The sequence below is a fragment of the Deinococcus radiopugnans ATCC 19172 genome, from assembly GCF_006335125.1.
Classification (GTDB): Bacteria; Deinococcota; Deinococci; order Deinococcales; family Deinococcaceae; genus Deinococcus; species Deinococcus radiopugnans.
In genome coordinates this window covers 82,301-102,351 of sequence record NZ_VDMO01000008.1, presented here as the reverse complement: position 1 = coordinate 102,351, position 20,051 = coordinate 82,301, and the positions used below count along the sequence as shown (strand labels likewise).

Genomic DNA, 20,051 nt, shown 5'->3' with positions numbered 1-20,051 from the left:
GGGAGGGGGCTGGTGGTGCGGCGTGGCCGTGTTCGGGGCTGGATCAGGCGTGGAAGTCGCTCGGTTCCGGCGCGTTGCTGGAGCTGGGGGCCAGCGAGGACGGGTGCGGCGTGTTGTTGCCCACGATGTTGAACAGGATGTTCAGGATGATCGCGGCCAGCGCGGCGGAGGTGATGCCGCTGTCCAGGAACAGCTGGGCCTGTTCGGGCAGCTTCTCGTACAGGGTGGGCACCGTGGAAGGAATCACGCCCAGCGCCACGCTGACGGCCACGATGATCAGGTTGCGGGTGTCGTTCATGTTGACCTTGGACAGGGTCTGCACCCCGGCGGCGGCCACCGTGCCGAACAGCACCAGCCCCGCCCCGCCCAGGACAGGCAGCGGAATGGCCGAGACCACCGCGCTCAGCTTGGGCAGAAAGCCCAGCAGCATCAGAATCACGCCGGCCACGGCCACCACGAAACGGCTCTTGATGCCGGTGAAGCGCACCAGGCCGACGTTCTGGGCGAAGGCGGTAAAGGGGAAGGCGCAGAAGATGCCGCCCAGCGCCGTGGACAGGCCGTCGGCGCGCAGGCCCTTGGCCACGTCGCCCGCGTCCACGTGCTTGTCGGTCACTTCACCGATGGCCAGCAGATCGGCGGTGGTTTCCACCATGACCACCAGCATCACCAGCAGCATGGACAGCACCGGCACCAGGCTGAAGGTGGGCGTACCGAAGTGGAATGGCATGGTGAAGCCGAACCATTCGGCGGTCGCCACCTTGGAGAAATCCGCCTGTCCCAGCAGGGCAGCCACCACGGTCCCGATGACCAGGCCCAGCAGCACGGCGACCCGGCTCAGGAAGCCTTTGCCGAAGCGCGTAAGCAGCAGCACGATCACCAGCGTCAGGGTGGCCAGGCCCAGGTTGATGGGGGCGCCGAACGTGGGCGTGATGCCGGGCGTGCCGCCGCCGGCCCACTTGATCGCCACCGGCATCAGCGAGACGCCGATCATCAGGATCACCGTGCCGGCCACCACCGGCGGGAAGAAGCGCAGCAGCTTGGAGAAGTACGGCGCCAGCAGAACAGTCAGCACGCCCCCCGCGATCACCGCCCCGAAAATGCCCGGCAGCCCAAAGGACTTGCCGATGGCGATCATGGTGGCCACCGAGGCGAAGGTGGTGCCCTGCACGATAGGCAGCTTGGCCCCGAACCCTGCGAAGCCGATGGTCTGGATGATGGTGGCCACGCCACACATGAAGAAGCTGGCCCCGATGATACGGACCACGGTCTCGCTGTCCAGGCCCAGGGCCGACGCCAGCACCAGCGGCACGGCCACGATGCCCGCGTACATGCTCAGCACGTGCTGGAGCCCGAAAGCAATCATGTTCTGGGGAGCCAGAACCTCGTCGACGGGGTGGACGTTGTTGCGCGTTGGTGCTGTCGTCATGTTTCCTCCGAATCTGGCCGTCTGGGCCAGTGCAGATTGCGTTGATGCGTCTAGAAATGGCCTGCCGCGCGTGCCTGCCGAGCCTGCCCCGTGCTTCCTACCGTCACTCCACCGCTCCTCCGGCCCTTTTACTTAGCTGTCTAATTTCCATAGAGTGTAAAAGCTTTTCAAAATACTGTCAAGGTTTCGTCAGATTCGACTCATCATGGTGGAAAGGGTCTCCTGGCCGACAGAAAAAGTGGGTGCGCCCGGTTCTCAACCCAGTTCAAAAATTGGTTACCAGGAGAGTTACAACTCTAAAGGACAAATGCCATATTGTGAAGCTGCTGTCCTGGCCGGTGCTCAGCTCCCTCATGGGAGAAGGGTGATTTTGTGGCCCTCGGGTAGCGAGCGGTTCGGAATCCTGGGCGAGCCCACCTGTGCTCTGGCGTTCGCGCCATGCACCCACTCGCTTTCTTCCTTCCCCTGCTACCCTCGGCGCATGCGTCTGCAAGCCCTGGCCGCCGCCCTGAATCTGCCGCCCACTGATCTGCCTGACCTGCCTGTGCGCGGCGTCACCCACAACGCCGACTGGGCGGGGCCGGGGGACGTGTTCGTGGCGATTCGCGGGGCACGCTTCGACGGCCACCGCTTCATAGAACAGGTGCGGCAGGCCGGGGCGGTGGCGGTGCTGGGCGAGGGCCTGCCGGACGGCCTGACCTCGCCGCTGCCCTACCTGCGGGTGCCAGACGCGCGGGCGGCGCTGGCGGACGCGGCGGCGGCCCTTGAGGACCAGCCCAGCCGGGAGCTGCGGGTCGTGGGGGTCACCGGCACCGACGGCAAGACCACCACCGCGTGGCTGACCCGCCACCTGTTGCGCGCGGCGGGCCTGAAGACGGGCCTGCTCAGCACCGTGGGCTACGAGTTGCCGGACGGCGAACTGCGGCACTTCCCGGCCCACTTCACCACCCCCGAGGCCCCGCAGGTCCAGCGCACCCTGCGCGAACTGGTGACGGCGGGTGCGGACGCGGCGGTGCTGGAGGCCAGCAGCCACGCGCTGGCCCTGGAGCGGGTGCGCGGCGTGGACTGGGACGTGGCGGTCTGGACGCACCTGAGCCGCGAACACCTGGATTTTCACGGCACCGTGGAAGGGTACTTCGCCGAGAAACGCAAGCTGGTGGAACGCGCCCGTCACGCCGTCCTGAATGCGGACGATCCGTGGACCGCGCAGCTGACCGGCCTCGCGCCAGAGGAAACGACCTACAGCGCCGAGGGCACGCAGGCCGACTGGACGGCTCATGACATCAGGGAAGGCGCGGGCGGGCTGGACTGGCGCGTCACCTCACCCCTGGGAGAATTCCAGGCGCACCTGCCGATGATCGGGCGCTTCAACGTGGCCAATGCGCTGGCGGGGATGGCGGCGGCGGCCCAACTGGGCGCGACGAAGGAGGACCTGATCGCTGGTCTGGCCTACTTCCGGGGGGTGCCGGGGCGCATGGAGTTGCTGCCCGGCGACGGCGCTGCCCCGCGCGTGATCGTGGATTTCGCGCACACGCCGCCCAGTCTGGAAAAGGCGCTGGCGACGTTACGCACCACCACGCCAGGGCGGCTGTGGGTGCTGATCGGTTCGGCGGGCGGGCCGCGCGATCCGGGCAAGCGGGCGCCGCTGGGCGAGGTGGCTTCCCGGCTGGCCGATCACGCCGTCTTCACGGAAGAGGATTGCCGCGACACCTCCCTGGCCGACATCCTGCGCGAGATGGAGCGGGGGGCTCAGGAAACAGGACACGAAAACTTCACCACCATTGCCGACCGGGCAGAGGCGATTGCGTGGATCATCCGGCAGGCGCAACCGGGAGACACCGTGCTGCTGGCCGGCAAGGGGCCTGAAGACACCCTGGAACGCGCCGACGAGACCCTGCCGTGGGATGAGGTGGCCGTGGCGCGGGCGGCGCTGGCCGCGTGGGCTGCGCCCGCCACACCATGACGCCTTCAGCGGCCGAACTGCTGGCCCACGCCAGCGCCAAGGTCCGGGACCGGGCGTTGGCGCTGCCAAAGGTCGTCGGCGCCTGCACCCGCGACGGCGATACCCTACGTGCCCGCGTGCAGGGCAGCCGACGTGCCCCGTACCGCGTGGCGGTGGATCTGGGACGCAAGCAGTGGTCCTGCAGTTGCCCCGACGAGCACAACGTCATGTGCAAGCACGTCTGCGCCACGCTGCTGGTGTATCAGGCGTCCCCGGCCACCTTCGTTCCGGCCCCTGCCGCCCGCCGCCTGCCCAACGTTCAGGGCTGGGCCGACGCGGATGTGGAGCGCCTGCTGGAACGGGTGCTGCAACATCACCCCGCCGTGGCGCGCGACTGGGCGCGTGTCGTGGACGAGGATGAGGGATTGGATGACGAGGCCGACTGGTAACTGATCTGGCGTCGCCGGTTAGTCGTTGCCAGTGTCCTACAGCTTATCCCCCACGTGAATCGCCGCGATGCCGAAGGTCAGCAGGCGGTGGCGGGTTCGGAAGCCAGTGGCGCGCATCAGATCCGCCAGTCGCTCGGGGGGCGGAAAGGCGAGCACGCTCTCGGGCAGATAGGTGTACGCGCCTGCGTTGCCGCTGATCAACCCGCCAATGCGCGGCAGCACGTGCTGAAAGTAAAACCGGAACAGAGAACCGAACAGCCCGGCGCGGGGCGGCGGAAACTCCAGGATCACCGCCCGCCCGCCGGGGGCCAGCACCCGCCAGAATTCTGAGAGCCCCTGGGCATAGTCGGCAAAGTTGCGGAAGCCGAACGCGCAGGTTACGCTGTCGAAACTGCCGTCGGGGTAGGGCAGGTTCAGGGCGTCGCCCTCCTCCAGCGCGATGTCCAGGTGCCGCGCCGCCGCCTTGGTCCGCCCGATCTCCAGCATCTGCGGCACGAAGTCGCTGCCCACCACCTCGACCTGCGGCGCACGGGTCTTGAGTTCCAGCGCAAAGTCCGCCGTGCCCGTCGCCACGTCCAGCACCCGCGCCGGGGCGAGGGCCAGCGCCTCCCGCGCCGCCTCGCGCCGCCAGCCCCGGTCCACGCCCAGGCTCAGCACGCGGTTAAGCAGGTCGTAGCGCGGGGCGATGTCGGCAAACATGGCCTGCACGTCGCTGCCCTTGTCCTGTTTGTCGCCCACGGAGGGCTTTCGGGGTGCGGCGGTCATGCCGAAGATGATAGCCGGGCAGGACCGGGAAAAAGGGGAAGGATCAGTGCAGTTTCAGCAACCCCGCAGATGTGGGGCGGAAGCCGCATAGCTCGTAAAACTGGTGCAGGTGCGGTTCATAATCGACGTGCAGCCAGTGAATGCCTTCCGCTCTCGCCGCCTGCGTGGCTTCCCAGACGAGATTGACCCCGATGCCGCGTCGCCCCCAGTCCGGATGAACGGTGGTGTCCAGCAGGAAGGCATGGACGCCGCCGTCCCACGCCACGTTGACGAAGCCCACCAGCTCTGTCCCGTCAAAAGCCGTGATCCACGTCAGGCTGCGTTCGAGGACCGCCTGCCACCACGCGCCGTCATCCTGGCCGCCCCACGCCGCTTTCCGCAGCCGACCCAGCGCGGCCAGATCAGGCCGTTCGCGCACCCGGTACTCGATCAGACCCCGGCCACCTTCAGCCGGCGGCCCACCTTCTCGTAGGCGGCTAGCGCCTGATCCAGATCGTCGCGGGTATGTTCGGCGGTCACGATGTTGCGGATGCGGGCGCTGCCGCGCGGGACGGTGGGAAAGCCCAGGCCCACGGCAAAGATGCCTTCCTCGAACAGCAGTCGGCTGGCCTCGAAGGCGGCCTCGGCCTCGCCGAAGACGACAGGCGTGATGGGCGTGACGCTGCCCATGGTGTCAAAGCCCAGCCGCCCCAGTTCGGCCTTGAAGTAGTGGGTGTTGTCCCACAACCGGCGCATCAGCGAGGGATCGCGCTGCACTTCCTCGATGGCGGCCACCAGCCCGCCCACCACCGCCGGGGGCTGCGCGGTGGAGAACAGGTAGGGCCGGGCGCGGTTGATCAGCAGTTCGCGCAGGTTCTCGTGTCCGGCGGCGTAGCCTCCCACGCCTCCCCAGGCCTTGCTGAGCGTGCCCACCTGAATCACGTCGTCGGCATGCTCGAAGCCGAAGTGGTGCACCGTGCCGCGCCCGGCCTCGCCCATCACGCCGCTGCCGTGGGCGTCGTCCACGTAGGTGATGGCGCCGTACCTGCGGGCCACCTCGATCAATTGATCCAATGGGGCCAGATCGCCGTCCATGCTGAACACGCCGTCGGTCACCACCAGTTTCAGGCCGTCGGTCTCGTTCTCTTTCAGAATGCGTTCCAGATCGGCCGGGTCCGAGTGTTTGTAGACCTTCTTGGTCGCCTTGGTCAGCCGCAGACCGTCGATGATGCTGGCGTGGTTCAGCTCGTCGCTGACCACCAGATCACCCTCCTTGAGCAGGGCGCCCAGCACCCCCTGGTTGGTGGTAAAGCCGCTGTGCAGCACCAGTGCGCTGCCGGTGTGCTTGAAGGCGGCCAGTTGCGCTTCCAGCTCTTCATGAATTCGTAGCGTCCCGGCAATAGTCCGCACGGCCCCGGCCCCGACGCCCCACTCGCGCAGGTAGGCGGCGGCCCGCTCCTTGAGGCGGGGATGATCGGCAAAACCCAGGTAGTTGTTGCTCGCCAGGTTCACCACCTCGCGCCCGTCCACCCGCATCCGGGCACGGTTGGCCCCGTCCAGCACCCGTGGCTTGATCAGCAGCCCGCTGTCCCGCAGTCCGGCGAGTTCGGCGTTCAGGCGATCCGACAAAGAGGTTGACATGGCCTGAGTCTAGGGGCGCGGGGGGGCGACTGTCCGTGAGCTGGAGACGGGTAGACCAGATGCATCTGCTGCGTCACCACGTCAATACCAGGAGATGTTGTGTGCCACACAACGAAATTAATGTAATAGGAGAAAGACCACACTTCATAGAGATGTGGATAGGATGAGAAAATGACCCTTAATGCAGGCGCTGACAAAAACCTGTCAGAGTCTGGACAGGCCCCTGCAGGCACAGTAGGGCATGACCTTCCTGATGATCGCGCTGTTGCCCGCCGCCGTCGCGCTGTGCCTGCTGGTGGCGTTGGTCATCTCGGTACTCGTCAGAAGCGCGAAGGGTGAGCGCTGGGCCGTGCCCACAGAAGAGCTTGGACTGGTTCCGGCGAGCAGCAACCTGCAGGTGAACCTGTGGATGTCTGATGGACTGGCGGGTGGCCTCGTCCGTGAATCCGTTGCCTGAGCCAGAATCAGACTAGGGGTGGTGGGATCCATTGACCCACATGGGACGACTCAGCTGGGTCGTCCCATGTCTTTTACTGGAGCTTCTCGGACCTCCGATTTTCTCCACCCTCAGTTTCTCTGCGGGCACATAGCCTTTGTCTTGATGAGCTGAGTCGTTCCTGCTCACGTCCCTTGCCTATCACTGTGCGGGAGAGCAACTCCTTGCCAAGTGGGAGGGGCTTTGTTGCGGGAACAGAAGGACACGACCTGACGATCTTAAAGCAGGGGATGACCCCTCCTGCAGATGCCCGTTGAACGCCCGTAGATGAGAGAGAGCCTCCCGGGAAAGAGTTCACTGAATCGGCGAGTCATAGCGTCAGGAATCGATCAGGTTCATCATCTCAAACAGGCGTGGTGGACTGTCTATTTCGTCGTTCGCGTCACTTCATTTAAGGTATGAAATATTCAGCATGAGAAGCGAATTGATCTCATTGTGAGCGCCATGAGAAGCCTAATGCGCGGCCATTATGCAGACGCCTCTAATAAGATTTAGTTAAGGTGACTGAGCAAGCACCACGGCGGCGCTCTGGCGATAGGAAGAGATTTGATCCTGAGCCGAGCCCAGCCCTCCGCCCGACGCGATCAAGGCCACGCTGCAGGTTTGCCCCACAGCCTGAATCGATCAAGTCATCCAAGTCCCATTTCAAGAGGAAATTCACCATGCCCCAGTCCCAACGTACGGCCTTCTCCCTGACCGCCCTCGCCCTGACCCTGACGCTGGCCGCCTGCTCCCAGCAGAGCGCCGCGCCGCAGCCGCAAGCGGAACAGCCTCAGGTCGATGGACGTGACGGCAGTCAGTTCATCTACGACGGCATGGACCACTCCTGGGTTTCTTCCGACAATGGGCTGACCGATCTGAAGGCCCAGGACCTCAAGGCGGGCAACAATCCCCTGAGCAGCGAACCCTGGACGGCCGCCACCAGCGGCTGGGGTCCAGTCGAGCGCAACATGAGCAACGGCGAGAAGGGCAGCAACGATGGAAGCAAACTGACCATCCAGGGCAAGAAGTACGACAACGGTTTTGGCGTGCATGCCAATTCCTCGATGACCTTCGACCTTGCCGGCAAGTGCAGCCGCTTTATCAGCGATGTTGGCCTGGACGATGAGGTGGGCAACCGGGGCAGCGTCGTGTTTAAGGTCTATGCTGACGGCATCAAGCTGTTCGACAGCGGGAAGATGACCGGCGCTGACCAGGCCAAGACGGTCAACGTGGACGTTTCGGGGCGCAAGGAACTGAAGCTGGTGGTGACCGATGCGGGCGACAACATTGACTATGATCACGCCGACTGGGGCGGGGCAGTCCTGGTGGATTGTAATGTCTCGAGCAAGCCCACGCCTCCTGCCCCCGCGCCCACGCCTCCACCATCCAACAATGTCAAGTACAGCGGCCCGCTGGTGATTACCAAGGGTGGCACCTACCGCGGCAACTGGGAGAGCATGGATCCCAACGTACCTGCTGTGTACGTGAAGACCAGCGAGCCTGTCGTGATCGAAGGCTCCAACCTGCGTGGGCGCGGCGAACTGATTCGTGGCTGGTTTATGGACCTGACGGTACGCAATTCCAACGCGTACGGTTTGAATCCCAACGTCTCAGGCAAACACGCTGGGCGTTTTATCGCTGCCGAGGAACTTCGGAATCTCCGCGTCGAGAACAATTATATGGAAGGAACCTCGGGCATCTACGTCAATCAGTTCAACGGCAAGGGTTCGGGGCAGACCATCAAAATCCTGCGTAACAAGGTCAAGAATATTGATGGGCGCAAGAGCGACGGCAAGGGTGGCTACAACGGTCAGCGCTATTACGTTCAGTTTGCTCAGATCGCCAAAGTTCAGGGAGTCGCCGGCGTTGAGATTGCGTGGAACGAGGTAATCAACGAGCCGGGCAAGAGCTCTCTGGAGGAGAACATCAATCTGTACTCCACCAGCGGTACCTCCAGCAGCCGTATTCAGATTCATGACAATTACATTCAGGGCGCTTTTGCTGTTGACCCCTTAGATGGCTCCTACTCTGGTGGTGGCATCATGCTGGGCGACGGCCCGGTAGGCAACATGACAGAGGCGGGTGGCTACGTAGACGTTTATAACAACCAGATTGTCAGCACCTCCAATCAAGGCGTTGGCATTGCTGGAGGACACGATCACAAGGTGTTCAACAACCGTATTTTGTCGAGTGGCCGCCTGCCTACCGGCCAGATCAATAAGGCTCAGAACGTCGGTATCTATGTCTGGGACATTAATAACGGCCAACGCAGCAAGACTTGGTTTAACAACACAGTCCACGACAATCTGATTGGTTGGACTCGCGTGAATAGCAACAACAGTACCTGGTTCAACAACACCTGGTTCGCTGACTGCACCAGCACCTGCTACAACAACACCTCCTGGTCCGGCACGGTAACGCTGGAGACCGAGAAGCAGGAGTACCAGTTGTGGCAGAGCAAGTTCCGCGCCGCGGGCATGAGCGTCGGCTCGAACTGAGTTCCAAAGAACAGCGGGCCTCCATTGCCTGGGCCACAACGAAGAGTGGGTCTGCTACATACGGCAGACCCACTCTTCGTCCTGTAGGAAGGATGGTGGATGAACTCTATCCGTCCCGATCCATTTGGCCTTTCAGCAGAAGGCCAGTGGGACGGGTGCCTGTGCCTCAGTTGCGGGTCATCTCCAGCGGAACGACCCATTCGTCGAATTCCGCGTCTGTGACGTAACCCAGACCCAGCGCCGCTTCCTTCAGGCTGCTGCCTTCCTTGTGTGCTTTCTTGGCAATGGCCGCCGCCTTGTCGTAGCCGATATGCTTGTTCAGGGCGGTGACCTGCATCAGGTTGATGTCCAGATTGTGCTGGATCTTGTCCAGATTCGGCTGAATACCGGCCGCGCAGTGGTCATTGAAGGCCAGGCAGGCGTCGCTGATCAGGCGGATGCTTTCCAGCACCGCGTGCACCATCACCGGCTTGAAGACGTTGAGCTGGAAGTTGCCCTGTGAGCCCGCGAAGGCCACGGTGGCGTCGTTGCCGAACACGCGCGTCGCTACCATCGTCAGCGCCTCGCTCTGCGTCGGGTTGACCTTGCCAGGCATGATGCTGGAGCCGGGCTCGTTTTCAGGAATGGTGATCTCGCCGATGCCGTTGCGGGGGCCGGACGCCAGCCAGCGCACGTCGTTCGCCATCTTCATCAGCGCGCCTGCGAGGGTTCGCAACGCGGCAGAGGTCTGCACCAGGGCGTCGTGGGCGCTCAGGGCGGCGAACTTGTTCTCGGCGCTGCGGAAGGCGAAGCCGGTTTCGGCCTCGTACTTCTTCGCGGCCAGATCACCGAATTGTGGATGCGCGTTCAGGCCCGTGCCCACCGCCGTTCCACCAATCGCCAGATCCAGCAGGCCTTCCCCGGCGTGCCGCACCTCGGCCAGCGCGTAATCCAGCTGCGCCACCCAGCCGCCGATTTCCTGACCCAGCGTGATGGGGGTGGCGTCCTGTAGGTGGGTGCGGCCCACCTTCACAATGCCCGCGAATTCCTCGGCCTTGGCGTGCAGGGTGCCCCGCAATTTGCCCACGTCGCCGTACAACCGCTCGTTCAGTTCCAGCACCACGGCAATGTGCATGGCGGTGGGAAAGGTGTCGTTGCTGCTCTGGCCCCGGTTGACGTGATCGTTGGGATGCACCGGCTTCTTGCTGCCCATCTCGCCGCCCGCGATCTCAATGGCGCGGTTGGAGATGACCTCGTTGGAATTCATGTTGCTCTGGGTGCCCGATCCGGTCTGAAAGACCACCAGCGGAAAGTGATCGTCCAGTTTCCCGGCGATCACCTCGTCGGCGGCCTGCACGATCAGATCGGCCACATCCTGCGGAAGTTCGCCCAGTTCGGCATTGGCCTGCGCCGCCCCCTTCTTCAGGATGCCCAGCGCCCGGATGATCGGGCGGCCCCACACGAAGGTGTCGCGGCCAATCGGGAAGTTGTGGATGCTGCGCTCGGTCTGTGCGCCCCAGTAGCGGTCGGCAGCCACGTCCAGCGTGCCCATCGTGTCGGATTCTTTACGGGTTTGGGTCATGGAGAAGAGTTTAGAACAGGAGAGGGACGGGATTTACAGGTCCCAGCGGCTGAGATTGCCAGGCCACAGCAGGCTCAGGCCGCTACCGTATCGGGAACCAACCTTCAGGGCCTCCCCTTCCCCCCAGCCGATGTGGAGTTGCCCCAGAACTTTTTCTTGAAACGTCAACTGCATCCAGGGGCGTGCAGCAATTGCGCTGACCCACCGGAGCTGCGCGCCACTGACTCCGATCTGACAGCGCGCCAGCACCCCACGCGCCACAGCTGCAAGCGCTTGTTTCTGAACGGCAGTGGTCAGCGGCTCGTCAACCCACAGCAGCACCGAGTTGATCTGTCCGCCGAAATCTGTCGTTCCCAGCGAGCCCAGTATTTCGGTGGTGCTGGAGCCGACCCATATTTGTATCTGGTGGGTGGCCCCCTTAGAAAACGGTGGCGCAAATTCATGCACGTCGTTGACTCCCGGAATCTGTTTTAAAGCTTTCAGGCGCGTCAAGGGCTGAGCTGGCTCCGCGCCGCCTGCCTGAGTCCCCGCGCAAAGGGTCAAGCTGAGGCAACAGAGGGTTTTCACCATCAGAGCCACTCTTCCAGCCAGCCCAGATACTCCTCCAGCCGCTTGATGCGCCGGTCTGGGCGGCCCGCGCGGGACAGCTCGTGGTTTTCTTCCGGAAAGCGCACGAAGCGCACCGGAACGCCGTGCAGGGTCAGGGCGGCGTACCACTGCTCGGCCTGCTCGATGGGACAGCGGTGATCGAGGACGCTGTGCACGATCAGCGTGGGCGTCTTGACGTTCTCCACGTATTGCAGCGGGCTCATGTCCCACAGCCGCAGGGCGTCGGCGCGGCGGTGGAAGTTCAGGCCCAGCTCGTCTTCCCAGAAGCGCAGCCCGATGTCGGACGTGCCGCCGAAGCTCAGCAGATTGCAGATGCTGCGGTCGGTGATGGCCGCCTGGAACCGCGTGGTGTGCCCCGTGATCCAGTTGGTCATGAAGCCGCCGTAGCTGCCGCCCATCACGGCGCTGCGGTTGCCATCCAGACGCGGGTGGGCTTCCAGGCAGCGGTCGAAGAAGTTCAGCAGGTCGTCCGCGTCGGGGCCGCCCCAGCGTCCGTGGATGTCGTCCACCCACGCCTGACCGTAGCCGGCACTGCCGCGCGGGTTGCTGTAGCACACGCCGTAGCCGCGCGCCGCGAACAGCTGGAATTCGTGCATGAAGGCGTGGCCGTAATCGGTGTGCGGGCCGCCGTGGATGCTCAGGATCGAGGGCACTTTCGCCTCGCCCCCCGGCAACAGCACCCAGCCCTCGCCCTCGCCCAGGTCGTTCTGGAAGGTCACGCGTTCGGGGGGACGCGCCGGGAAGGTCAGGCGCTCATGCAGATTCGTGACCTGCTGGCCGTTCAGCTCTACTTCGGGGAAGCGGTCGGCGCGCTCGCGGATCAGGGCCACGCCGCCGCTCCGCGCGGTGAAGGAGGGAATCACGGTCTGGGCGTCGTGATCGTGTGGGGTGACCTCGCCGTCCAGGGTCACGCGGAACAGGCCGCAGCTGCCGCGCACGGTGCTGGAAAAGAGCAGCGTGTGCTCGTTCAGCCACACCGGCTTTTCGGGCAGCGCCCCGACATGGCAGTCCCCGCCCACCATGTTGCCGACGCCGTGATCGTGGCCCTCGTCCAGTCGCCGCCACGAACCGTCTGCCTCGAACAGAAACAGGTGGCTGTTCTCCGGGCTGCCCTTGCCTTCGGGGCGGCCCACCAGCACGAAGCGCCCCCCGTCCGGGTGTGGAATCAGCGCCCCAATGCCTGAGTTCCAGTGCGTGAGCTGCGTGGGCTGGCCCTCCAGCGGCAACTGCCAGACCTCCTGCTGGCCCTGGGTGGCCGCCAGTTCATCGGCGCTGGACACGAACAGCACGCCGTCCGAATCCGGCTGCCACGTATAACTGTTGATCTCGGTGTCGGGGGTATGCCACTCGGTCACGGTGTCGGCCCCGATGTCGTAGCGCCACAGCCGGGCCGGGCGTTCGGGCAGCCAGTCGCGCCCGTTGAAGCGGTAGCGCGGGCGGGTGATGACGCGGGCCTCGCCGCGCTCGTCGCGCTTGTCCTCGTCGTCGGCGCCGCTGAAAAAGGCCAGGAAGCGTCCGTCGGGGCTGAACTGCACGTCCTGCACGGCCCCCTTAAACCCGGTCACGCGCCGGGCCTCGCCGCCGCCCAGGGGCAGCAGATACAGCTGCCCACCCCGCCCGTTGACGGTTCGCACAAAGGCCAGGGTCTCACCGTCCGGTGACCAGCGCGGCGAGCTGTCACGGCCCTCGCTGTGGGTCAGCTGCCGTGCCGGGCCGCCGTCACTCAGCCACAGGTGGGTTTTGTAGCGCGGTCTGGCGAACTCCGCGTCCGTTTTCTGCGGGTCTTCCTCCTCCACGCGGGCCAGCACGAAGGCCACTTTGCCGCCGTCCGGACTGACCTGCGGATCGGAGGGAAAGGCCAGGGCAAGCAGGCTGTCGGGACCGGGCAATGAATTGGACATGGCCTGCAGGATAACCCGTCCTGCAGCCTCCCACGCGATTTTTTCACCTCAGACGATCAGCGATTCATGACGAAATGGTCAAGACCAATTGAGTCCAAACTCCCGTTCATCAGAAAAGGGTCAGCTAGGCTAGACAGACCGGCACCACCGACTCCACCTCTCAGGTACAGCCCCGTTTCGCGGCGCGGCGTCGATGTTCCGGCGTTCATGTCCGCTGGTCTGGCCTGCCGTTCTGGAGCTGCAGCGATGCCCGCAGATCAAAGCACCCCCATCTTCGTTTCCGTCTTTCTGGAGGCCCGTTATGACTGCTCCTCAACCCTCATCCGCCCGCACCCAGCAGCCTGCCCCCAAGGCCACGCCGCTGGCTGTTCGCTCCCCGACCAGACCGGCCCAGACCCCGCCCGCCCTGCAGGACCTGCAGTGCAGTTGGGTGCCTGGGACCACCAGCGTCGTGCGGCTCAAGATCAGCGCGGAGCGCGGCGAGACCCGAACCCTGGAAGTCACCTGCACCCACCTGGGCCGGATTTTTGGCAAGGAAGTGGTGCACGACCTGTACCTCAAGGGCCGCGCGAAGTTCAGGGCCACGCCCCAGCAGATCGCCCTGCTCACCTAAGCGCCCCGCAGACCTTCGGGGCAGACCGCCGGCTTTCGGCGCCGCGCCGGAGGTCTCTTTTGCTGAACTTCAGGCCGTGCCGACGGTCTGGCAGGCCGGGGTAGCATGCGGCCATGTCATCTTCAGCCGACCATCCTGAACTGAACGCCATGCTGCACGATCTGCGGACGCTGGTCGAGATCGAGTCGCCGTCCAGCGATCTGGCCGCCATCTCGCGCGTCATGGACGTGATGGAACAGTGGGCGCGCGATCTGGGCGCCGAGACGCACGCCCTGCCCGGCGGCACCCGCCTGTTCAACTTTGGAACCGTCTACAATGAGAAGCCGATTCTGGTGCTGACCCATGCCGATACCGTGTGGCCGCATGGCACCCTGGCAACCATGCCCTGGCGCCAGGAGGGCGACCGGTTGTACGGTCCGGGCACCTACGACATGAAAGCCGGCATCGTCGGGCTGTACCACGCCCTGCGCACGCTGCGGCACCGCTGGCCTGCGGGCGGCGTGCAGGTGCTGGTGTCACCGGACGAGGAGACGGGCAGCGCCAGCAGCCGCGCGCACATCGAGGCCGCCGCCCGCAACGCCCGCGCCGTGCTGGTGGTGGAACCGCCCGTGGCCGACAGCCACCACCTGAAAACCGGACGCAAGGGCACCGGGCATTTCTCGCTGCACTTTCACGGCGTCGCCAGCCACGCCGGCAACAAGCCCGAGGAGGGGGCCAGCGCCATCACGGCGGCGGCCAAAGCCGTCCTGGCGGTGCAGGCGCTGGCCCGTCCGGAGGTCGGCACCACCATCAGCGTGGGGCTGATCCGGGGCGGCAGCGCCGTCAACGTGGTGCCGGCCGAATGCGTGCTGGACTTGGACCTGCGCGTGGCCACCCTGGCCGAGGCCGAACGCGTTACCGCCGCCGTGCAGGCCCTGACCCCCGACGACCCGCGCGTCACGCTGACCATCCGGGGCGGCCTGAACCGTCCGCCCTTCGAGCAGGGCGAGGACACCATGCGCCTGTTCGGGCAGGCCCAGGCCATCGCGCAGGAGCTGGGGTTCACGGTGGGTCATGAGTTCGTGGGGGGCGGCAGCGACGGGAATTTTACCGCGCCGCTGTCGCCCACCCTGGACGGCCTGGGCGCCCCCGGCGACGGGGCACATGCCAGCCACGAACACGTCCGCCTGGACCGCTGGCCTGACCATGTGCGGCTGCTGACCCGCCTGCTGCAAGAAATCTGAGTTGTTCCCTGGTCACGCCCGGAGGCCCCATGTTCAACCTGTTCCGCAAACCGCCCGCCAACCCCAACGTCAAGCAGGACGACGCCCAGACCTTCCGCGTGCGCGTCCGCACGGCGCGGCACGGCGAGATCGTCGAGTTCCGCTTTACCAAGGGAGCGCACATCGGCATCGACGACGACGGCAACTACGTGTTCCGCAAGCCGGTGGTCTCGCCGCAGCATCTGGACCGGGGCGAGCTGGTGGTGCAGTTCAACAACCGCTATCAGGTGCTGTCCACCAGCGGCGATGGGGTAGATTTCGTGCCGGTGGCCGAGTGGGAAGACTGAAGCCATGACTGCCGAACCCCACCCTTTGGACGTGCTGCGCGCCGAGGCCCGGACCACCGACGTGCCCACTGTCCGCCGCCAACTGGATGAGCTGAGCGCCCGGCATGCCGAGGTGTTGGAGTCGGCCCACTGGGGCGCAGGGGCCGAGGACACCCTGCGCGGCAGCATCGGCATGGAACGCAAGATGGGCATGGAGATGCGCATCGGTCTGGGCGACGAGTGGGACCGACTGCCGCTGCGCAGAACTGCCCCGCTGGCCGACATGACCCTGCCCGAACTGCTGGCCGAGGCACGGGCGGGCCGCCAGCACCTGCTGCTGGTGCTGGATACCCTGTTGCGGGCCGCAGAGAAACGCGAGGTCCGGGTGTGGTGCCTCGGCGAGGAAGTGCCGCCAGACCTCTATCTTCTGGGCCTTCGCCGTCGCCTGGGTGCCCTGGCCGAACGCGTGGCCGGGACACGGCAGGACTGTCCCTCTGAATAGAGGAGACGCCTGAACAGCAGGACGCCACCGGAGGGAGTTCTTCCGGTGGCGTCCTGCTGGGGAATCAGGCGAGGGGCGGCAAGGCCATCCGGTCCGAGCGTGGCGCGACGATCCACAGTACGCCGTAGGCCACGATCACGACGGGGGTCAGCGGGGGAATCAGGACGCCGCCCACCGCCACCAGCACCCGCAGCAGCGAGAGATCCATCTGCGGAGCGTAGCTGCGCTGCAAGCCCGCCACCACGCCGCCCAGCACTTTTCTGTTCATGTCGCGAATCAGCTTCTTTTCCATGCGCGCAGTTTGCGCCGCGCATGAACTGTGCGAAACAGCCTTTTGGTGGATGGTTTTCCTCCATCGAAAGTCAGGCCGATTCTTGCTTCAGGGTCAGCGTGCAGCGTCCCAACCCCACCTCGGCGCTGGCCTCAGCGCGGTCTTCGGGCGTGGTGGCCACCTCGAAAACGGCCAGGGCTACCTCCAGCAAGGGGGGCAACCCTTCCAGCGGGGCGGCGGCCAGCACGCCCCCAAAGCGCTGCCCCTCCAGCGGGCCGACGTAGGCGCAGGCCAGCGCCAGTCCGCCGTCCTGCGCGTCGGCCACGTCAAGGGCGATCAGTGAGGCGTGCGCCACGTCGAGCAGCATGACCCCCCGATCCGCGAGGTAGCTGACGGGCGTGCCCTGCGGCGGCTGGCGGCCCAGGCGCAGCGTGGTCTGGAACGTCTCGCCTTCGGCGGTCACGGCCTCCAGCGTCCAGACCTGACCCGGCTGAAGGGGACTGCGGGGCGGCGCGGCGGATGGTGCCGCCCCCTGGGCCAGTCCGGTGGCGCAGACAAGAAGCAGCAGGGTCAGGGGCAGGCGCATCCCACAGGCTAACGCCTCACCATGCCCTAGTCTGGGGCCATGAATGCCAAGGGTGAACTGATCGCGCGCCTGCTCAACCAGGGGCAGGGGACGCCGATCTTCGAGGCGCAGCTGCACGGCCCCCCGCACGAGCGCACCTTCCGCGTGCAGGTGATCGCCGGCGGGCACGTGCTGGGCGTGGGCGGCGAGGGCCGCAGCAAGAAGGACGCCGAAAGGCTGGCGGCAGAGGCGGCCCTGCGCGCCCTGGACGGCGTCAGTGACGCGCAGTTGGATGCGCAGTTGCCGGATGATGAGGCCCAATCTTCCGTCCAGTCCCGGCCTCCCGTCCGCTGGCCGATCTACTCCGGCGTGCTGGAAGCGGCGCTGGAGGCGGCCCTTGACCTCGCCTCCGAGGACGCCACGCTGGACGAGGTGCGTGCCGACGCCGCCCGGCTGTACCGCGATCTGCTGGCTGATCTGGGCCACGGCCCGGAAGACGGCCAGTGAAGGAGGGCACCATGCAAAACAGCGCCGTGGGTTGGCCGTGGCGTCCGGCAGGCGTGCTGTTCGACATGGACGGTGTGCTGACCGCCAACAACGCCTTTCACCGTCAGGCGTGGCAGGAGGTGGCCGCCGAGGTGCTGAACCTGAGCCTGACCGAGCATGACCTGGACACCAAGGTGGACGGTGGCCGCAACCCGGAGATCATCGAGCGCCTGACCGGCCAGTATCCGGACGCCGAACTGATCGCCCGCTTCCACGAGGCCAAGGAGGGGCGTTACCGCGATCTGGCCCTGGGTCAGCTGCGTGAAGTGGCGGGCCTGAGCAGCTACCTCGACGCCCTGGAAGGGCGCGGCATTCCCTACAGCCTGGTCACCAGCGCCGACCGGGTGAACGTGGACTTCGGCATGGGGGCGCTGGGCCTGGGCGAACGCTTCGGCACCCGCGTGCTGGGCGAGGACGTCACGCGCGGCAAACCGCACCCCGAACCGTTCCTGCTGGGCGCACAGCGGCTAGGCCTGAACGCCGCCGACTGTCTGGCCCACGAGGACGCCGTCAACGGGGTCAGGAGTGCGGCCGGGGCCGGCTGCCGCGTCGTGGCGCTGACCACCACCTCTTCCGAACAGGCGCTGCTGGACGCGGGCGCGTCGCTGGCGGTGCCGGACTTCACGAACTGGGCGACGTGGCTGGCCTGACGCCAAGCCCCTCTTGAAAGGCGCGGACGCCGAGGCCCGCGCCGCCGCCCACCTGTTGGGACTGGGCCGCGAGATTCTGGCCCGCAATTACCGCATTCCCGGCGGTGAAATCGACATCGTTTCCCGCGAGGCTGGGGAAATGCTGGTCTTCACCGAGGTGCGCCAGCGCCGTCAGACCCGCTACGGCAGCGCCGCCGAGAGCGTCACGCCGCGCAAGCTGGCGCTGATGCGCCGCGCCGCGCTGACCTACCTGACCCGTGAACTGGGCCGCGACGATCTGCCGTGCCGCCTGGAAGTGCTGACCATTGACGGCGCGGCGGAGACCGGCGCCATTGGGTTGCTGGACGTGCTGGAATAACGCCCGCCCAGCAGCCTAGCCCATCGATTCCGCAAAGATCCGCGCCAGATCGTCCGCCGTGGGCGTGCGCGGGGCCACGTTCAGCAGGCGCTGCTGCTTCATGGCCCCGTCCACCAGCGCGGGAATGTCCGAATCGTCGTAGCCGAATTCGCGCACGCCCAGCGGAGCATTCACGTCGCGCATCAGTGAGAGCAGCGCCTCTGGCAGGGCGTCGCGGTCATCCTCCGCATAGCTTTGCCCGGTCAGCATGGTGGCCGCCGCGAGGTGCCGGGCCGGAGCGCTGTCGAAGGTGAAGCGGAAGGCGGCAGGCGCGGTGACGATCACGCTGAAGCCGTGCGGCACGAAGTTCCTGGTGCCGGGGTAGCCGGGGTGGCGGTAGTCGTGTTTAAGGCCCGCGATCGGGTATGCGCAGGCGTGCGGAATATGCACCCCCGCCGAGCCGAAGCCCACGCCCGCCATGGTGGCCGAGAGCATCATGGCGCCCCGGGCCTCCTCGTCCGCCGCGTCCCTCACCGCGCGGCGCAGGAACTGGCCGCCGTTGCGGATGGCCTGCGCGGACCACAGGTCAGCCACCGGATTGCTGCCCTGGTACGGGGGCCGTTCACCGGGCGTGGCCGGACGCGGGCGCGAGGTGTACGGGCGGCTCAGGTAGCTCTCGGCGGCGTGGCACACCACGTCCAGCCCTGCCGAGGCGATCACGGCGGGCGGGGCGCTGCGGGTCAGCTGCGGGTCCACGATGGCCTGCGCGGGCCGCAGGCGGCGGTGGCTGATGCCGGTCTTGATGCGCAGTTCCGGCAGATCCAGGATGGCGACGGTGGTGGCCTCCGAGCCGCTGCCGGGGGTGGTGGGCAGGGCGAGCAGCGGGCGCAACGCCTCGCCCGGCTGCCGGCCTCTGCCTACCGGCGCGTTCACGTACTCCATGATCGCCCCCCCGTCCGAGACCACCAGATTCGCCACCTTGGCGATGTCGATGGCGCTGCCGCCACCCAGCGCGGCGAAGGCATCTGCCCCAGCGGCCCGCGCCGCCGCCACCGCCCGCTCGAAACACGCCAGCGTCGGCTCGGTCTCCACGTCCGAGTACACGGTGACGTCAATGCCCTCGGCCCGGACACTGTCCAGCACGGGTTCGGCCAGACCCAGGCGCCGCACCTCCGGATCGATCACAAAAAAGACCCGCCGCGCTCCCAGCCGCCCCAGTTCCCAGCCGGTCTCCAGCGCCGCGCCGGGGCCGAACTTGACCGGCGTGGCCTCCACGGTAAAAATCGTTTCCCGCTCGTCGTTCATTTTTGCCCCCTGATAGGGCCGACTGTAGCAACTGCGGCGTAGTCTGGGCGGCATGTGGCACCAACGCGAGTTGACCCTCCGGCCCCACCCGCGCGGCTTCCACCTCATTACGCGCGAGGTGGTCTCGGCGCTGCCCGAACTGGCCGGGGTGCGGGTGGGCCTGCTGCACGTCTTCATCCAGCACACCTCCGCCAGCCTGACGGTGAGCGAGAACGCCAGCCCCGACGTGCGGCGCGACTTCGAGCGCTACTTCAATCACGCCGTGCCCGACGGCTGGGCGGGGTTTGAACACACCCTGGAGGGCGACGACGACATGGCCGCGCACATCAAGGCCAGCGTGCTGGGCGTCAGCCTGAGCCTGCCGGTGCGGGACGGGCGGCTGGCGCTGGGGACGTGGCAGGGCATCTATCTGTGTGAACACCGCAACAGTGGCGGAGCGCGGCGGCTGGTGCTGACGCTGATGGGAGAGGCGGACTGAGGGGGCA

22 protein-coding genes are annotated in these 20,051 nt (G+C 66.1%); 12 read left to right on the top strand and 10 right to left on the bottom strand.

Annotated elements, in window-relative coordinates; all coding sequences use genetic code 11:
- Positions 1–43 precede the first annotated feature (43 nt).
- A complete protein-coding gene (locus FHR04_RS08995) occupies positions 44–1,426 on the bottom strand; it encodes a nucleobase:cation symporter-2 family protein (protein WP_139402601.1) in 1,383 nt (460 codons plus the stop codon).
- A 481-nt stretch (positions 1,427–1,907) separates the two neighbouring features.
- Here FHR04_RS08995 and FHR04_RS08990 point away from each other — a divergent pair, with 481 nt between their 5' ends.
- Together FHR04_RS08990 and FHR04_RS08985 are read left to right on the top strand one after the other, a co-directional pair.
- The gene (locus FHR04_RS08990) at positions 1,908–3,389 is read left to right on the top strand and encodes a UDP-N-acetylmuramoyl-L-alanyl-D-glutamate--2,6-diaminopimelate ligase (protein ID WP_139402599.1); all 1,482 of its coding nucleotides are present in this window, start codon (positions 1,908–1,910) and stop codon (positions 3,387–3,389) included.
- The gene (locus FHR04_RS08985; RefSeq protein ID WP_139402597.1) at positions 3,386–3,817 is read left to right on the top strand and encodes an SWIM zinc finger family protein; all 432 of its coding nucleotides are present in this window, start codon (positions 3,386–3,388) and stop codon (positions 3,815–3,817) included. The genes FHR04_RS08990 and FHR04_RS08985 overlap by 4 nt, the downstream gene beginning before the upstream one ends.
- 36 nt (positions 3,818–3,853) lie before the next feature.
- On the opposite strand, the gene ubiE is transcribed toward FHR04_RS08985, so the two are convergent.
- From ubiE to FHR04_RS08970, 3 genes are read right to left on the bottom strand one after another with little or no spacing between them, the layout of a single operon-like run.
- Complete coding sequence (gene ubiE, locus FHR04_RS08980; protein ID WP_139402595.1) at positions 3,854–4,582, bottom strand: bifunctional demethylmenaquinone methyltransferase/2-methoxy-6-polyprenyl-1,4-benzoquinol methylase UbiE; 729 nt, start codon at positions 4,580–4,582, stop codon at positions 3,854–3,856.
- 43 nt (positions 4,583–4,625) lie between these two features.
- Positions 4,626–5,000: a GNAT family N-acetyltransferase gene (locus tag FHR04_RS08975; protein WP_249039050.1), complete on the bottom strand. Its 375-nt coding sequence runs from the start codon at positions 4,998–5,000 to the stop codon at positions 4,626–4,628.
- 11 nt (positions 5,001–5,011) lie between these two features.
- Positions 5,012–6,202 (bottom strand): glycine C-acetyltransferase, encoded by a 1,191-nt coding sequence (locus FHR04_RS08970; protein WP_139402591.1) that lies wholly within the window; start codon positions 6,200–6,202, stop codon positions 5,012–5,014.
- 241 nt (positions 6,203–6,443) lie between these two features.
- Between FHR04_RS08970 and FHR04_RS08965 the strand changes: the two genes are divergently transcribed.
- Both FHR04_RS08965 and FHR04_RS08960 read left to right on the top strand, forming a co-directional pair.
- Positions 6,444–6,659 (top strand): hypothetical protein, encoded by a 216-nt coding sequence (locus FHR04_RS08965; protein ID WP_039686125.1) that lies wholly within the window; start codon positions 6,444–6,446, stop codon positions 6,657–6,659.
- A 701-nt stretch (positions 6,660–7,360) separates the two neighbouring features.
- Entirely contained in the window at positions 7,361–9,178 is a 1,818-nt protein-coding gene (locus FHR04_RS08960; protein WP_139402589.1) for an NPCBM/NEW2 domain-containing protein, read from the top strand.
- Between the two features lie 166 nt (positions 9,179–9,344).
- Here the strand turns inward: FHR04_RS08960 and fumC are convergent, their stop codons facing one another.
- The 3 genes from fumC to FHR04_RS08945 form a co-directional block, all read right to left on the bottom strand.
- Positions 9,345–10,739: a class II fumarate hydratase gene (fumC, locus tag FHR04_RS08955; RefSeq protein WP_139402587.1), complete on the bottom strand. Its 1,395-nt coding sequence runs from the start codon at positions 10,737–10,739 to the stop codon at positions 9,345–9,347.
- Between the two features lie 33 nt (positions 10,740–10,772).
- The gene (locus FHR04_RS08950; protein WP_139402585.1) at positions 10,773–11,231 is read right to left on the bottom strand and encodes a hypothetical protein; all 459 of its coding nucleotides are present in this window, start codon (positions 11,229–11,231) and stop codon (positions 10,773–10,775) included.
- Between the two features lie 77 nt (positions 11,232–11,308).
- Positions 11,309–13,249, bottom strand: a complete 1,941-nt coding sequence (locus FHR04_RS08945; protein WP_139402583.1) for a S9 family peptidase — start codon at positions 13,247–13,249, stop codon at positions 11,309–11,311.
- Positions 13,250–13,550: 301 nt separating this feature from the next.
- On the opposite strand from FHR04_RS08945, the gene FHR04_RS08940 reads away from it, so the two are divergent.
- The 4 genes from FHR04_RS08940 to FHR04_RS08925 all read left to right on the top strand — a co-directional run bounded on the left by FHR04_RS08940 (position 13,551) and on the right by FHR04_RS08925 (position 15,892).
- Positions 13,551–13,862: a hypothetical protein gene (locus tag FHR04_RS08940; RefSeq protein WP_245616367.1), complete on the top strand. Its 312-nt coding sequence runs from the start codon at positions 13,551–13,553 to the stop codon at positions 13,860–13,862.
- A 113-nt stretch (positions 13,863–13,975) separates the two neighbouring features.
- Positions 13,976–15,085 carry a M20 family metallopeptidase gene (locus FHR04_RS08935; RefSeq protein ID WP_249039049.1) on the top strand — a complete coding sequence of 370 codons (1,110 nt, stop codon included), beginning with the start codon at positions 13,976–13,978 and terminating at the stop codon, positions 15,083–15,085.
- 29 nt (positions 15,086–15,114) lie between these two features.
- The gene (locus FHR04_RS08930) at positions 15,115–15,411 is read left to right on the top strand and encodes a hypothetical protein (protein WP_039686112.1); all 297 of its coding nucleotides are present in this window, start codon (positions 15,115–15,117) and stop codon (positions 15,409–15,411) included.
- A gap of 4 nt (positions 15,412–15,415) precedes the next feature.
- Positions 15,416–15,892 (top strand): hypothetical protein, encoded by a 477-nt coding sequence (locus tag FHR04_RS08925; RefSeq protein WP_139402581.1) that lies wholly within the window; start codon positions 15,416–15,418, stop codon positions 15,890–15,892.
- Between the two features lie 64 nt (positions 15,893–15,956).
- On the opposite strand, the gene FHR04_RS08920 is transcribed toward FHR04_RS08925, so the two are convergent.
- Both FHR04_RS08920 and FHR04_RS08915 read right to left on the bottom strand, forming a co-directional pair.
- Positions 15,957–16,184, bottom strand: a complete 228-nt coding sequence (locus FHR04_RS08920) for a PspC domain-containing protein (protein ID WP_139402579.1) — start codon at positions 16,182–16,184, stop codon at positions 15,957–15,959.
- A gap of 70 nt (positions 16,185–16,254) precedes the next feature.
- A complete protein-coding gene (locus FHR04_RS08915) occupies positions 16,255–16,749 on the bottom strand; it encodes a hypothetical protein (protein ID WP_139402577.1) in 495 nt (164 codons plus the stop codon).
- Between the two features lie 39 nt (positions 16,750–16,788).
- On the opposite strand from FHR04_RS08915, the gene FHR04_RS08910 reads away from it, so the two are divergent.
- Genes FHR04_RS08910 through FHR04_RS08900 form a run of 3 tightly spaced genes read left to right on the top strand, consistent with a single transcriptional unit; the run spans position 16,789 to position 18,282 of the window.
- Complete coding sequence (locus FHR04_RS08910; protein ID WP_139402575.1) at positions 16,789–17,235, top strand: putative dsRNA-binding protein; 447 nt, start codon at positions 16,789–16,791, stop codon at positions 17,233–17,235.
- A gap of 11 nt (positions 17,236–17,246) precedes the next feature.
- Complete coding sequence (locus FHR04_RS08905) at positions 17,247–17,924, top strand: HAD family hydrolase (protein ID WP_139402573.1); 678 nt, start codon at positions 17,247–17,249, stop codon at positions 17,922–17,924.
- Positions 17,925–17,937: 13 nt separating this feature from the next.
- Positions 17,938–18,282: a YraN family protein gene (locus tag FHR04_RS08900; RefSeq protein WP_039686100.1), complete on the top strand. Its 345-nt coding sequence runs from the start codon at positions 17,938–17,940 to the stop codon at positions 18,280–18,282.
- 15 nt (positions 18,283–18,297) lie between these two features.
- Here the strand turns inward: FHR04_RS08900 and FHR04_RS08895 are convergent, their stop codons facing one another.
- Complete coding sequence (locus FHR04_RS08895; RefSeq protein ID WP_139402571.1) at positions 18,298–19,566, bottom strand: hydroxyacid-oxoacid transhydrogenase; 1,269 nt, start codon at positions 19,564–19,566, stop codon at positions 18,298–18,300.
- A 52-nt stretch (positions 19,567–19,618) separates the two neighbouring features.
- Between FHR04_RS08895 and FHR04_RS08890 the strand changes: the two genes are divergently transcribed.
- Positions 19,619–20,044 carry a secondary thiamine-phosphate synthase enzyme YjbQ gene (locus tag FHR04_RS08890; protein ID WP_139402569.1) on the top strand — a complete coding sequence of 142 codons (426 nt, stop codon included), beginning with the start codon at positions 19,619–19,621 and terminating at the stop codon, positions 20,042–20,044.
- Positions 20,045–20,051 lie beyond the last annotated feature (7 nt).